This window comes from Candidatus Pedobacter colombiensis (assembly GCA_029202485.1).
Classification (GTDB): domain Bacteria; phylum Bacteroidota; class Bacteroidia; order Sphingobacteriales; family Sphingobacteriaceae; genus Pedobacter; species Pedobacter colombiensis.
In genome coordinates this window covers 2479983-2494129 of the sequence record CP119313.1, presented here as the reverse complement: position 1 = coordinate 2494129, position 14147 = coordinate 2479983, and the positions used below count along the sequence as shown (strand labels likewise).

17 protein-coding genes are annotated in these 14147 nt (G+C 38.3%); 16 read left to right on the top strand and 1 reads right to left on the bottom strand.

Annotation, left to right across the window (positions count from 1 at the left end):
- Positions 1-2: 2 nt before the first annotated feature.
- From P0Y49_10585 to P0Y49_10535, 11 genes are all read left to right on the top strand, one after another.
- Positions 3-482 (top strand): SRPBCC domain-containing protein, encoded by a 480-nt coding sequence (locus tag P0Y49_10585; protein ID WEK21583.1) that lies wholly within the window; start codon positions 3-5, stop codon positions 480-482.
- Between the two features lie 50 nt (positions 483-532).
- A complete protein-coding gene (locus P0Y49_10580; GenBank protein ID WEK21582.1) occupies positions 533-754 on the top strand; it encodes a YdeI/OmpD-associated family protein in 222 nt (73 codons plus the stop codon).
- A 304-nt stretch (positions 755-1058) separates the two neighbouring features.
- Positions 1059-2015 carry a cytochrome c oxidase subunit II gene (coxB, locus tag P0Y49_10575; protein WEK21581.1) on the top strand — a complete coding sequence of 319 codons (957 nt, stop codon included), beginning with the start codon at positions 1059-1061 and terminating at the stop codon, positions 2013-2015.
- On the top strand, positions 2012-3658 hold the full coding sequence (locus P0Y49_10570) for a cbb3-type cytochrome c oxidase subunit I (protein ID WEK21580.1): 1647 nt from the start codon (positions 2012-2014) through the stop codon (positions 3656-3658). Before coxB ends, P0Y49_10570 begins: the two co-directional genes overlap by 4 nt.
- 11 nt (positions 3659-3669) lie before the next feature.
- Positions 3670-4224 carry a cytochrome c oxidase subunit 3 gene (locus tag P0Y49_10565; GenBank protein WEK21579.1) on the top strand — a complete coding sequence of 185 codons (555 nt, stop codon included), beginning with the start codon at positions 3670-3672 and terminating at the stop codon, positions 4222-4224.
- Entirely contained in the window at positions 4224-5075 is an 852-nt protein-coding gene (locus tag P0Y49_10560) for a cytochrome c oxidase assembly protein (GenBank protein WEK21578.1), read from the top strand. The genes P0Y49_10565 and P0Y49_10560 overlap by 1 nt, the downstream gene beginning before the upstream one ends.
- On the top strand, positions 5056-5286 hold the full coding sequence (locus tag P0Y49_10555; protein WEK21577.1) for a hypothetical protein: 231 nt from the start codon (positions 5056-5058) through the stop codon (positions 5284-5286). Before P0Y49_10560 ends, P0Y49_10555 begins: the two co-directional genes overlap by 20 nt.
- On the top strand, positions 5273-5779 hold the full coding sequence (locus tag P0Y49_10550) for a ubiquinol-cytochrome c reductase iron-sulfur subunit (protein ID WEK21576.1): 507 nt from the start codon (positions 5273-5275) through the stop codon (positions 5777-5779). The genes P0Y49_10555 and P0Y49_10550 overlap by 14 nt, the downstream gene beginning before the upstream one ends.
- A 7-nt stretch (positions 5780-5786) precedes the next feature.
- Positions 5787-7178: a cytochrome b N-terminal domain-containing protein gene (locus tag P0Y49_10545; GenBank protein ID WEK21575.1), complete on the top strand. Its 1392-nt coding sequence runs from the start codon at positions 5787-5789 to the stop codon at positions 7176-7178.
- A gap of 68 nt (positions 7179-7246) precedes the next feature.
- Positions 7247-8014 (top strand): porin family protein, encoded by a 768-nt coding sequence (locus P0Y49_10540; protein ID WEK21574.1) that lies wholly within the window; start codon positions 7247-7249, stop codon positions 8012-8014.
- 87 nt (positions 8015-8101) lie between these two features.
- A complete protein-coding gene (locus tag P0Y49_10535) occupies positions 8102-8479 on the top strand; it encodes a DoxX family membrane protein (protein WEK21573.1) in 378 nt (125 codons plus the stop codon).
- 68 nt (positions 8480-8547) lie between these two features.
- On the opposite strand, the gene efp is transcribed toward P0Y49_10535, so the two are convergent.
- The gene (gene efp, locus P0Y49_10530; protein WEK21572.1) at positions 8548-9108 is read right to left on the bottom strand and encodes an elongation factor P; all 561 of its coding nucleotides are present in this window, start codon (positions 9106-9108) and stop codon (positions 8548-8550) included.
- Between the two features lie 114 nt (positions 9109-9222).
- Between efp and P0Y49_10525 the strand changes: the two genes are divergently transcribed.
- The 5 genes from P0Y49_10525 to P0Y49_10505 all read left to right on the top strand — a co-directional run bounded on the left by P0Y49_10525 (position 9223) and on the right by P0Y49_10505 (position 14143).
- Entirely contained in the window at positions 9223-9420 is a 198-nt protein-coding gene (locus tag P0Y49_10525) for a twin-arginine translocase TatA/TatE family subunit (protein ID WEK21571.1), read from the top strand.
- Positions 9421-9571: 151 nt separating this feature from the next.
- Positions 9572-10246, top strand: coding sequence for a response regulator transcription factor (locus tag P0Y49_10520; GenBank protein ID WEK21570.1), 675 nt, complete (start codon positions 9572-9574; stop codon positions 10244-10246).
- A gap of 13 nt (positions 10247-10259) precedes the next feature.
- The gene (locus P0Y49_10515; GenBank protein WEK21569.1) at positions 10260-11618 is read left to right on the top strand and encodes a HAMP domain-containing sensor histidine kinase; all 1359 of its coding nucleotides are present in this window, start codon (positions 10260-10262) and stop codon (positions 11616-11618) included.
- 114 nt (positions 11619-11732) lie between these two features.
- Positions 11733-13031, top strand: a complete 1299-nt coding sequence (locus P0Y49_10510) for a TolC family protein (protein WEK21568.1) — start codon at positions 11733-11735, stop codon at positions 13029-13031.
- 11 nt (positions 13032-13042) lie between these two features.
- Complete coding sequence (locus P0Y49_10505) at positions 13043-14143, top strand: efflux RND transporter periplasmic adaptor subunit (GenBank protein WEK21567.1); 1101 nt, start codon at positions 13043-13045, stop codon at positions 14141-14143.
- The last annotated feature ends 4 nt before the right edge of the window (positions 14144-14147 follow it).

The following is a 14147-nucleotide window of genomic DNA, read 5'->3' as shown; positions in this document are numbered from 1 at the left end:
CTATGGAAAACCATGAAAATAAACGCACTGATGCTGCCTTAAGGGTAATCAAAGCAGATGCACATACGATTTATGAGGCGTTTTTAAATCCCAGAGCTGTTGCTACCTGGAGACCACCAATGGGTATGGATTGCGATATTTATGAGTTTGAGCCTAAGGTAGGTGGGAAATTTCGGATGGCTTTCAGGTATTTGAACAGCGAACATGAGATCCCAGGTAAGACTGTGCCAGATGCAGATGTTGTTGAGGGAACATTTTTAGAGCTTATTCCTGATGAGAAAATCGTAGAACTTATAAGATTTGAATCTGATGATCCCGCTTTTGCAGGCGATATGACCATTACAACAAAACTGGTTCCAATGCAAGATGGGACTGAGGTCACTTTTGTTGCCGGTAATGTACCAACAGGGATAAGGCCCGAGGATCATGATAAAGGGATGCGTTCAACTTTAGCGAACTTAGCTGCTTTTACTGAGCTATAAAGTAGTACTTTTTTAGTATAATTGCCATTCGAAAAATCAAGTAGAATTTTATGCTAAAAAAAGGAGAACACATAGAAGGAACACCTTCAGAATTACAATCACTTCTGGAAAATGATGCAGAGGCAAGTGCTTTTTTTGAAAGTCTTTCCAAATCATATAAGCAAGGTTATTGTGACTGGGTAGGCTCTGCAAAACAAGAAGAGACCCGAAAAGTGAGAGCCGGTAAAGCATTGATTATGCTACAAAATAAACAAAAGACGCTTAAGACGTAATTACTTAGTGATTACATCTCCGTTCATTTCTTTGATGCTTTGGCCTTTGGATTAAAATCCAGACAGGGGTCTTACCCCTAAGCCATAGTTTTATTTATATAGTTGCTGCCAAAAAATCTTCTATGCTATCAACTGCAATGGTTAATCTTCCTCTTCAAGCAAATGCATGGGTAAATATGATAAAAGATAATTGGTTTTTTAGGACTAGATCCTAAAATTTATTGATCTCAAAAACTTTTCTTGGCATATGCTGTTTAATCGTTGATAATCAATTTATTAATGCTGTAAAATAAAGTTTATGTCCATGGCTGGCTACTTATGTTTGATTTCTAACGGACAATCAATTTTTGAAGTAGCTTCTCCTGAGGCAGAAAAAATTAGAGCACTTACTTATGGCTTTTTAATAGCAGCAGCTGGGGTTATGCTACTTATTGTATTGCTAACCATTTATATATCAGTTAAGTTTCGTGCAAAAGCCACTAGTGTTGAGCCAATTCAAATTAAGGGTAATCGAAAGGTAGAAATATTAATGGTTGGTTTTCCATTGGTATTGGTTATTGGTTTCTTTTTTTGGTCAATAAAAACAATGCGGGAGGTACTTCCTCCACATGGGGATGGCCCCCCGGATATTATCATCACCGGCCATCAATGGTGGTGGGAGGCGGTTTACCCAGGTTCAAAAGTCGTAGCAGCTAATGAAATCTATTTGCCAACTGGTAAAAGGTTACTAATTGAGCTCAATGCTGCAGATGTAATTCACGACTGGTGGGTGCCGGCATTAGGGGGGAAGATGGACTTAATACCAGGCATGGTGAATCATTTATGGGTAACGATAAATAAACCTGGTACCTATGAAGGAACATGCAGCGAATTTTGTGGACAACAGCATGCATGGATGCGTATAAGAGTAGTGGCTCAATCGCCCGAGGATCATGAGCAGTGGTTGCAAGCGCATTCTCAGAGGACTGAATTACCCATGGGGACATTGGCGCTGGAAGGAAAAGCGCTTTTTATGAAAGCCAGCTGCAGCAATTGTCACAGTGTACAGGGAACAATAGCAACGGGTGGCGAAGGACCAGATCTAACTCATTTTGCCAGTCGTAAAACTATGCTGGCGGGAATGATGGATAATAATCCAGAAAATGTATACAAGTGGTTAACTGATCCTCAAAAAGTAAAACCCGGTTCACACATGCCCCGGTTTATTTTTGCCAAGGATAGTATTGCTGCACTTACTGCTTATTTAACACAGCTAAAATGAAAGCGATCCGTTTGCCAGAATCCGAGAAGCCTATCCCAGGTTTGAGTGTGAGCACGAATCAGGGATTATTGCAATGGATCTCTTCTGTGGACCATAAGCAGATTGGTATCATGTATCTGTGGTTGTCTGTATTGTTTTTAGTAATGGGCGGTTGCGAAATTTTGCTGGTGCGGTTACAGCTGGTTGTACCCAATAATGATTTTCTTGATCCTGAGGTTTTTAACCAGTTGTTTACCATGCACGGTACTACTATGATTTTTTTTGTAGCTATGCCTGCAATTTTTGGTTTCAATACCTACCTGGTTCCCCTAATGATTGGTGCAAATGATATGGCCTATCCAAGGTTAAATGCCTTTAGTTTTTGGCTTACCTTTTTTGGTGGTTTAATGCTTTATTTTAGTTTTCTGGCGGGGGGTGCGCCAGATGCTGGTTGGTTCAATTATGCACCACTCAATCAATATAATTATTCTTCTTCGCCCGGTATTGATTATTACTGTTCTAGTTTGCTCATTGCAGGGATAGGTACAGTTTCTGCTTCGGCTAATTTTATTGTCACCATTCTTAAATACAGGGTGGGTACAATGAGCTTAAAACACATGCCGCTGTTTGTCTGGATGGTGCTGATCAATTCTTTTCTAATCTTAGCCGCCTTTCCAGCACTAAATGCAGCATTGGCAATGCTGTTGCTCGACAGGCAGCTGCATGCCCACTTTTTTACCGCTATAGGTGGTGGGTCCGCCATCTTATGGCAACATTTATTCTGGTTGTTTGGTCACCCGGAAGTTTATATTGTTATTCTACCAATTTTTGGGATTTTCTCGGAAATTTTTCCTGTATATAGTCGTAAGCCCATTTTTGGTTATAATTTTATTATTGGCTCAGGTATGGCTATTGCCTTGCTGGCTTTTGGTGTTTGGATTCATCATATGTTTGCTACAGGATTAGGAAATACCGTCAATGGTTTTTTTGCAGCAAGCAGTATGTTAATCGGGATCCCCACGGGGGTGAAGATCTTTAACTGGTTAGCAACGATGTATGGGGGCGCGATCCGTTTTAAAGTTGCTATGATGTTTGCTGTTGCCTTTTTGGTAGAATTTACCATTGGGGGCTTAAGTGGGATCTCTTTTGCGATTATCCCTATCGACTGGCAGTTAACGGATACCTATTATGTAGTTGCACATCTCCACTATGTTTTTATCGGGGGAACATTATTTGGATTACTTTCCGGCTTGTTTTATTGGTTCCCTAAAATTAGTGGCCGGATACCCGATGAGCGGCTGAGTAAATGGTTTTTCTGGCTTTTTGTGATTTCATTTAACCTTACTTTTTTAGTGCAGCACGCCCTGGGCGCAATGGGCATGGCACGGCGGGTATATACTTACCCTGATTTTGCGGGATGGGGAACTTTAAATCTGATTTCGACAACAGGAGGATTTTTAATGGGCATTTCAATAGGTTTACTCGTATATATTTTGGTAAAAGCGATTAGAAAAGGAGTACAAGCTCCTGCCGACCCATGGGATGCAAGTACGCTGGAATGGACTACTTCATCTCCGCCGGAGCTTAAAAATTTTGATCAGGTAATTCCGGTAAATAGCACCAGACCTTTCCGGGATTTTAAAAGACCAGATGATGCTGATTAATACAGAACGATATGGATAATAAATTAATGATAAAACTGATTGTGGGTACAGAAGCGATGTTCTTTCTGGCCTTGATTATGGCTTTTGTTTATTTTTCCTTAGTACCAGGCTTCCGGACACATCAGTTGGTTAGTCTGGACATAAAATCAACAGGGGTTTTTAGCCTGTTTCTTTTTTCAAGTAGCTTCACGTATTGGCGTGCAGAAGAGAATTTCAGGAAAGGGGATGTCAAACACCTTAAAGTCTGGTTACTCTTAACAATTTTATTGGGCGTGATATTCTTGTTCGGACAAGGTAAAGAGTATTATGACCTTTTAAATCATCAGGTAACCATCAGCAGTAGCACATTTGGTACAAGTTTCTTCACATTAACAGGTTTTCATGGTTTGCATGTTCTTATTGGACTGATTGTTATTGCAGTGCTTACTTGCCTGGCATTTCTCGGGGATTATGATCAACCGGGCTCATCTCTGATCAGTATGGTAGGAATATACTGGCACTTTGTGGATATCGTTTGGGTGTTTGTATTTCTAATTGTATATGTATTACCTTTTATTGTACGCTAATGGAAAAGGAACCTGTAATTTATCAATGGCATTTTGATCCTTCGGTATTGCTGCTTTCGATGGTAATTGTTTATTTCTACTATAGAATTTCAACAGTCAGGCCACGAAAAAAAATGATCTGTTTTTGGTCGGCTATTTCAATTTTCATAGGGGTTGAATGTTCGCCGCTTCACGATCTTGGTATGCATTATTATTTTAGTGCACATATGATTACGCATGTAATCTTATTGTTGATTTGCGGGCCTTTACTTGTCCTAAGTATTCCTTCCAGGATTTCGTCTCCTTCAATAAAAGCGATTCAAAGGTTATCGGTCGTATTTGCTAAGCACAATTGGCTGGCTTGGCTTTCTGGTGTAGGGATCATGTGGTTTTGGCATATTCCTGTTGTATTCGATGCTTCTTTTTCGGCAATGGATAGTTCTTTTAGTCTGATTAACCTGTTGCAAATGTCGAGTATGCTGATTGCTGGTATATGCTTTAGCTGGCCCCTGGTTGGTCCCATAAAAAGCGAAAGGATTCATCCGCTTTTAGGAATAGTTTATTTGTTTACGGCTTGTATCAGTTGTTCTTTATTAGGATTGCTGATCACTTTTGCACCAATAAATGTATTTCATCATTACAATAAAATGGGTGCATCTATGGACATGCATGCTATAAATCCTTGGGGGATTTCTCCAGAGGTTGATCAACAGGCAGCAGGGCTGATTATGTGGGTGCCATGCTGCTTTGTTTACCTGGGGGCCTGCATCTATCTCTTACAACAATGGTTTAGAGAAGTCGATCGCCCTGTAAATCATAAACTGGTTAATTTAAATGTGACAACTATAGATCATGGTGGAAGAAAATCATAAAGATATTGAAATTATACCGGCACCGAACTGGGAGAAGGCAAAGCCGGAAATATTACCTGAACCTACTTACTGGCCTTTCTTTTTGGCCATGGGATTAGCTTTCATGCTTTGGGGATTATTAACTAATTGGGTGATTTTGCTGGCAGGATCTTTAGTTTTTATAGTTGCACTTATTGGATGGATTAACATATTGCGTAATGAAGGAAAATGAGATTGACAAAAGAAGAAGGGGTTTTCTAATTAAAATTACCCTTGGACTAAGTGCCTTATCTGCAGTTGTTGCCGGAATCCCGGTTTTAAGCGCAATGTTGGCTCCATTGATGAAAAAGACACCTGCAATATGGCGGAAAGTGGGCTTGATAGATGAATTTGCTATAGGAATCACCAAACTAGTGAAATTTGAAAATGCAGATCCGGAGGCATGGGCAGGAATGACGGCCTTTACAGCGGCATGGTTGAGAAGGGATACAGAAAATGTATTCACCGCCTTTTCCGTCAACTGCACGCATCTGGGGTGTCCGGTAAGGTGGGAAGAGGGTGCAGAGTTGTTTATGTGCCCTTGTCATGGGGGAGTATACTACAAGGATGGATCTGTGGCTTCAGGACCACCCCCTAAATCTTTAGTGCAATATCAGGTTAGAATTAACAAGAAAGCTGTAGAAATACAAACAGCTCCTGTACCGATCACGAGTATCAATGCTTAGCTTGAATATGGGAATTTTAAAAAAAATATGGAACTGGATTGATGATCGTAGCGGCCTTACAGAAATGTTTGAGCCAATGATTAAACATCTTGTTCCTCCTGGCTCTAAATGGAGTTATGTTTTTGGGAGTGCGACCTTATTTTGTCTGGTTTTACAGGTAATCACAGGGATTGCCTTATCCTTGCTTTATCAGCCCTCTTCATCAGGTGCATATCAGTCTCTATTGTTTATAACCAATAAGGCAGCTTTTGGAAACGTGTTGAGGGGTGTCCATTATTTTGGCGCGTCGGGGATGATTATTATGGTAGGAATTCACATGATCAGGGTTTATCTCACAGCAGCATATAAGTTTCCAAGAGAAATGGCTTGGATCAGCGGGGTTTTTCTACTGTTTTTAACCATTGCAATGGGTTTTACAGGACAATTGTTAAGATGGGATGCAAATGGTGTATGGTCTTCTGTTGTTGCCGCAGAGCAAATGGGACGAATCCCGCTGATCGGTAAATATGTAGCCCGGTTATTACTGGGTGGTGATACCATTGGAGGACATACATTAAGCCGGTTCTATTCTTACCATGTATTTGTGATCCCTGCAATTATCTTTATATTCCTGGCTTACCATTTAATGTTGGTAATACGGAATGGAATATCCGAGCCAGCTAAAGCGGGTAGACCTGTTGATCCAAAAAAATATAGGGAATGGTATCATGATATGCTGAAAAAAATAGGGGTGCCTTTCTGGCCATATTCGGCATGGCGTGATTTATTATTTGGAGCAGCTACGATTATTGCAATTATCTCGCTCGCTATTATATTCGGGCCGCCAGAATTAACCCAGCCTCCGGATCCGTCTTTCATTTATACCAACCCTACACCTGATTGGTATATGCTTTCCATTTTTTCTCTTTTTGCTTTAATGCCTCCAGAAATAGAGTCGTATGTGATTTTTATAGGTCCAGGCTTAACCATCATCATCTTACTGTCCTTACCTTTTATTTCCAATAAGGGGGAAAGAAGTCCTATACGGCGTCCATGGGCGGTTTTTGGCGTACTTTGTGTTGTTATATTTATCCTCAGTTTATTCCTGCTTGGCCAGCAGTCCGCATGGTCACCAAAATTCGATGTTAAACCTTTAGCAGCAAAAGTCGTGCACTCTACCGATTCTGTAGTGATAAAGGGGGCTTCCTTGCTTCATCAAAGAGGCTGTTTATTTTGCCATAGTATAGCGCATCAGGGAGGATTAAAGGGACCCGACCTTTCGGAAGTTGCTTTAAGGCTTTCTAAGAAAGATATCACCATAAGGATTGTAAATGGTGGTCCTAATATGCCTGCTTATGGTGGCATATTAAGCAATCAAGACCTGACCGCTATTGTTACATTTTTAGAGACCAGGAAATAGCGCTTTATTAAAACATAATGGTTTTTTAATGGTTATTGAAGCTATCATGTACATAAAATCTTTTTACTATGAAAAAGCTCATTCTATGTTTTACATATGCTGTTTTTTTATGTTCTTCATTAGTCATTAAAGCCCAAAATTTTGCCTTGGGCGTTAGGGGAGGAATCAGTATACCCAATTTAACAGCTGGAGGTAATCAAAATCCATTAAATACTGGATATAGCTCCAGACAGGGGGCCGACGTAGCTATATTTGCTGAATTTAAAATCTCTGATCATTTTTCTGTGCAACCAATGATTGAATATTCCTCACAAGGAGGAAAAAAGAACGGATTTCAAGCCTTAACAGTTCCAGATCAGGTTGCTGCAATGTTTCCGCCAGGACAAGTACCTACCTATCTGTATGCTAACTATAACAGCGAAGCCAAATTAGATTATCTGCTCGTTCCTATACTGGCTAAATTTGGTTGGAATTTTCATAAAGAAAGCCCTTTTCGAATCTATGCTGATGTAGGACCTTTTTTCGGTTATTTAATCTCTGCCAAGCAGGTAACCAGTGGTAACGACAATCTTTATACAGATCCTGCCGGTACGCAGCCCTTGCCGATAGGTCCCCAGTCTTTTGATGCTACAGATAATATAAGAAGCCAATTACATAAAGCTAATGTTGGTGTAGAAGGTAATATAGGCTTGAGTTATCGTTTTGGTTTAAGTAATATATTTGTAGAAGGTGGTGGTAATTATGGTTTCCTGAACATACAAAAAGGTACCCAAAACGGTAAGAACAATACTGGTGCTGCAACCGCTTCAATTGGGTATAGCTATTGGTTTAAATAAAGCAGTCGTGTATTTTCTATAAAATTATATTTATTTAATTTGCTTGTTATAAAGTAAGTAAATATTAGTAATTTGAAAATAAAAACGATGAAGCAGAAAATTATATTTGTCTTAAGCCTCCTTTTTGGGCTGGTGTTTATTAATGCGGGACTGAATAAATTTTTAAATTATATGCCCGTGCCTAAAGATTTGCCTGAAGGCCTGGTGAAAGTAATGACTGCCTTTATGACCGTAGGCTGGTTATTACCACTGATTGCAATTGTCGAAATTATTGGTGGTATGCTTTTCATGGCCAATAAATACAGGGCACTTGGCGCAATAGTTATTTTTCCGGTTATGATAGGCATCATATTAACACACCTCACAATGGCTCCGTCGGGTTTACCATTAGCACTTGTACTTTTTGCTATTAATATTTGGGTGATTATTGAGAACCGTGAAAAGTATCTGCCGATGATAAAGTAAAAGCTAAGCAATAAAAAAGTGGCTCATAGGATATATACGAGCCACTTTTTTACTGCTATAATTAGCAACTATTTTACACGCTCAACATATTCTCCTGTACGCGTATCTACTTTTATCTTATCACCCTGGTTCACAAACAAAGGTACTTTTAATTCAATTCCATTTTCTGTAGTAACAGATTTCAATGCACCTGAAGAAGTATCACCTTTAACGGCCGGTTCAGCATAAGTAATCTCCAATTCCACAAAGTTTGGAGCTTGTGCCATAATAGGTTCTTCACTTTCTAACGAAACGATCACATCCATGCCCTCTTTTAGGAACTTAGCAGATGAGCCAAATAATGATTTAGGAATATTGAATTGATCAAAAGTGACATTGTCCATTACGACAAAATAATCACCTTCTTCATATAGATATTGATAATCATTCGTTTCTACGCGGCAAATTTCAACCTGCTCGTCAGTTCCTAAACGGGCCTCAACGATTTTTCCCGTTTTAATATTACGAAATTTACCTAAGTAGAAAGCCCCACCTTTACCTGGAGTACGATGTAAGATCTCCGTAACTGTTACCAGCTCACCGTTAAACCGTAATATGTTTCCTACTTTAATTTCAGATGCTTTTGCCATAAAAGAATATAATTGTAAAATTTGCGGTAAAGATATATGCTTTTTTTTAAGTTTTAATGCCGTTTTAATTTTCCTATCTTATTCTTGTGCCAGATAATATTAATCTATAAAATTATGTTACAGACAACATTACTGGCATCCTTGGGCACACAGGAGGTTTTGGTTATTTTAGTGGCAGTCCTTTTGCTTTTTGGTGGCAAAAAAATACCTGAATTGATGAGTGGATTGGGAAAGGGAATCAGGGAGTTTAACAATGCTAAAAATGGTTTGGATGACCGGGATGGAAACCCACATAACAATAATCAGGCATAAACCTGATCCCTTTTCTTCTATTGCAATCCCGGCACCAGCCCTTAGACTTCTATATACCATAGGCTGATGAATGATATCATTCTAATGAAATTAGAATGTTTTAATGTACAGTAGAAAACATTGTGCGTCTATTATATTTGAAAGAAAAAACATGAACATTTTACTAATTGAGGACGAACCAAAGGTTTCTGCATTAATAAAAAAGGGGCTTGAGGAACAAATGAATAATGTTGCAGTGGCTTATGATGGGAATATGGGATGCAAAATGGCATTGGAATACCATTATGACCTGATTATTATGGATGTTGTTTTACCCTATATAAACGGGGTAGAAATTTGCAAGCTCATCAGACAGGTGAAAAAGGAAGTGCCAATTTTAATGCTGTCTGCTTTGGATACCGTAAACGATAAAGTACTAGGCCTGGAAAATGGCGCAGATGATTATTTAACAAAGCCCTTTCATTTCGTGGAGTTGCTAGCCAGGGTAAAAGCATTGAGTAGAAGAAAAGACATGGTTTTGCCGGGTACAATATATAAAATTGCCGATCTGGAAATGGATTGCTACAAAAAAACAGTCACCCGAAATGGCAAAATTATCTTGTTGTCTGCTAAAGAGTTTACATTGCTGGAGGTTTTATTGGCCAATAAGAATAGAGTTTTATCCAGAATGTATATTGCAGAGGCAGTTTGGGGCATTTCTTTTAATCGGGGAACCAATTTAATTGATGTTTATATCAATTACTTACGTGCAAAAATTGATAAAGGTTACCCTGTTCAGCTGATACATACAGTGATAGGAATGGGATATCTAATTAAGGATGATTAAATCTCCTGTCAAAATGATGAAATTTAAAAATTCCCTGTCCCTAAAGTTTACTTTTATGTTTGCTTTTTTACTGTTTATAGTATTAAGCGGCATTTTTATATTTGTAGAGCACAATCGTTCCAATTCTTTTTTTAATAAGCTGGATGAGCGTGCGATGATTGCAGCGCAATTTCATTTTGCAGAGGACAACCTCTCCAAAAAAGTATTCATGCAGGTAACTAAAAAATTCCCTCAGTCTCTATCTAAGGAATCCATCAGCATTTATACAGACAAACTCGAGCCTATATTCACACCTAAGGACTCCCTGATATGGAATAAAGGTTTTGTAAAGAAAATTCTTGAGAATAAGACTGCTCATTTTATGGTAGGAGAAAGACAAGCATCAGGCTTATACTATGAGGATAATTCCGGGAATTTTATTGTCGTTGTTTCTGCAATTGATGAACGGGGGTTTTATGACATGAATCAGCTTGGTATCATTATGTCGGTATTTTTTGTAGCTTCTTTATTTATTACCTTTTTTATAGGTAGGGTATTTGCCAATATGTCGATGCAGCCAATTGTGATGATTACTGATAATTTAAAACGAACGCGATCTTCGAATCTTCATATGCGATTGCCAATCAGCATGGATAAGACGGATGAGATTGATACACTCTCACTAACGATTAATCAACTGCTGGAACATTTGGAACAATCTTTTGATAGTCAGAAATCTTTTGTAGCAAATGCTTCGCATGAGTTGCGTACACCAATTACTTCTATACTTGGAGAAGCGGAAATCACTTTGATGAAAGAACGGAAACCGGCTCAGTACAAAGCAGCATTACTTGGGATAGTGTCGAGCGTGGAGCGGTTAAATTTAATTATCAATAGTCTCATGGAGCTCATGCAGACTAATTTGAACAACAAAGATTTTCAGCAGGTCAGGATAGATGAGCTTATGTGGGAAATTGTTGATGAACTTGGAGATAAAACAAATATAGAGAATGTAACTTTTAAATATAATTTGCCTGAAGATCCATCAAAAAGTATGCTTTTTGGGAATAGACGACTGTTGTTTATCGCCATCAGTAACATATTGAAAAATGCGATTAAATTTTCAGAGGGGAAACCAGTTCTCTGTGCCATAAGTTATAAGGATGGAGGTATTAGGATCTTAATTCAGGATAAAGGAATTGGAATTGCAGCAGAGGATTTAAAGAAGATATTTCAACCTTTCTACCGTGCTACCAATGCCATGAATTTTCAGGGCTATGGTATAGGCCTTTCTTTAACAGATAACATTGTTCGCTTACATAATGGAAAAATTGACATTAAATCGGAAGTCAATAAAGGAACAACCTTTACACTCTTTTTCCCTACACGATAAGCCTGATTTGCCACCAAATTAGAATATTCTAATCTCTTTCTAATTCCCCTTTAATGGTAAATTAAGGGGTCTCTAATACCTGTAATATAGCTTTGCTTTCAAAAAAAGAAAGCTATGAGTCGAAAATTTGCTCGAACCCTTTTGATATTGCTAACTATTGGCATCATCTTTCAGGAACAGAGAGCGTGTGCACAGAAAGTGGCACGGGATACTTTAAGTATAACCATTAAGGAGGCAGAAGCAGAATTTCTGCAAAATAACTTAAGCCTGTTGGCTGGCAGGTTTAATATAGATCATGCAAAAGCTGAAGTCATAACTGCGGGTTTGTTTAACAATCCTGAATTTGGCTTTGAAAACATTCTTTTCAATCCGGAGACCAAAAAATTCTTTGACATGAGTTATGATGGCGGACAGTATACTGGTAGTATTTCACAACTTTTTGTAACAGCAGGCAAAAGAAATAAAAACATTAACCTGGCAAAGATCGGTGTTAAACAGTCTGAATATGAGTTTTTTGACCTGCTAAGAACTTTAAAGTATACCTTAAGAACGGATTTTTACAAAATATACTATAAGGAACAGTCTGCTAAGGTGTATCAGGAGGAGATCAATTCTTTATCAACAACTTTAGCCGTATTTAATCAGCAATACCAAAAGGGGAACATTGCACAAAACGAAGTATTGCGTATTCAATCTCAATTGTACACGCTTCAAACAGAACTGAATGACTTAAGGGATGAAATAGATGATGTGCAGAGCGAATTTAAGCTCTTAATCAGAGTGAGTCCTCAACGCTATATTTTACCTAAGATGGAATTGAACATAGCGACTAAAAATGTATTGGAAGAAGTACCATATAAATCGTTACTAGACTCTGCCTATGCCAATCGTTATGATTTAAAAATAGCAAAATCAGCAGTAGACTACAGCAATCTGAACTTAAAATTACAACATGCAATGGCGATACCGGATATCACGGTAGGGCTAACCTTTGATAAATTGGGAAGTACGGTACGCAATTATAGTGGTCTGGGTGTAAGCATTCCTCTTCCGTTGTTTAACAGGAATCAAGGGGGGATAAAACAAGCTAAAATTGCGATTAAAAGCAGCATGAATAGTCTTCAACAACAGAAGGATGAAATAGAAAGTGAACTGGATAATTCATTTCAGGCGGCTTTCAGGCTAGAAAGGCTTTATAACAGCTTTGATCCGAAGTTTACAGCAAATTTTACGCATCTGATCGAAGAGGTTGCTAAAAACTACCAAAAAAGGAATATCAGCTTATTGGAATTTCTGGATTTCTATGACTCTTATAAAACAAACACCTTGCAAATGAATTCCATGGAGCTTAATCGTATCAATTCACTGGAGGAATTGAATTTTATTACCGGAACTCAATTTTTTAACAAATAAAAAGCATGTATATGTACAATAATCCTAAAATCTCAGTGTTAATGATCGTTGCAACTTTCGCTTTAACCTGTTTAATTTCTTGTAACAGCGCTGAACCTGCAGAAGTTGTAAAAGATCCCCAGTTCCAATTAAATGATAAATTACTCAGTGAGTTGGTTGTAGATACAGTTAAGGATGGCAATGCTACAACTCAATTGACCCTTACCGGTATTGTTGCTCCGGATGAGAATAAAATGGTTAAAATATTCCCACTTGTAAGTGGAGTTACACAAGATGTTCATGTACAACTGGGAGATATGGTAAAAAAAGGTCAGGTACTGGCAAGTATGCGAAGTGTAGAAATTGCCGGTTTTGCGAAAGATCTTATTTCTTCTGAAGCAGATGTAAGGAACACCAAAAGGATTCTTAAATCCACACAGGATTTATATGAAAGTGGTCTGGCCTCTGAGAAAGATCTGGAACAAGCCAAATCTGAATATGAAAAAGCTACAGCAGAAAGTAAACGTGCCGGAGATGTTATGGCTATTAATAAAACCAATAGTCGTGGTTACGCAATTGTGACGCCTATAGGTGGTTATGTTGTAGAGAAAAATGCTACTGATCATATGCAGGTAAGGGCCGACAATGCTGAAAACTTGTTTACCATTGCTGATTTATCTACTGTATATATATTGATTAATATATATGAGTCTGATATTTCTAAAATTCAAAATGGAAATACCGTTAAGATCACGACGTTATCTTATCCTGATAAAGTTTTTTATGGAAAGATTGATAAGGTATATAGTTTAATAGACCCTGAAAATAAAGTAATGCGGGCCAGGGTTAAAATTGAAAACCCAGGCTATTTATTAAAGCCTCAGATGTTTGCCAAAGTTTCTATAGCGGAAGTTGCTGGTAGCAATTTGCCATTTATCCCTGCATCGGCTATCATTTTCGACAATGACCGTAACTATGTAATGATAAAGGATGGGCAAGCTAAAGTTCATGTTCAGGAAATTACTATTGCTAAAAGAGTGGAAGATTTAGCGTATGTGAGTGATGGACTGAAAGCAGGTGATCAGATCATTACTTCGCGACAATTGTTCCTTTACGAATCTTTAAAGAAATAGCCTG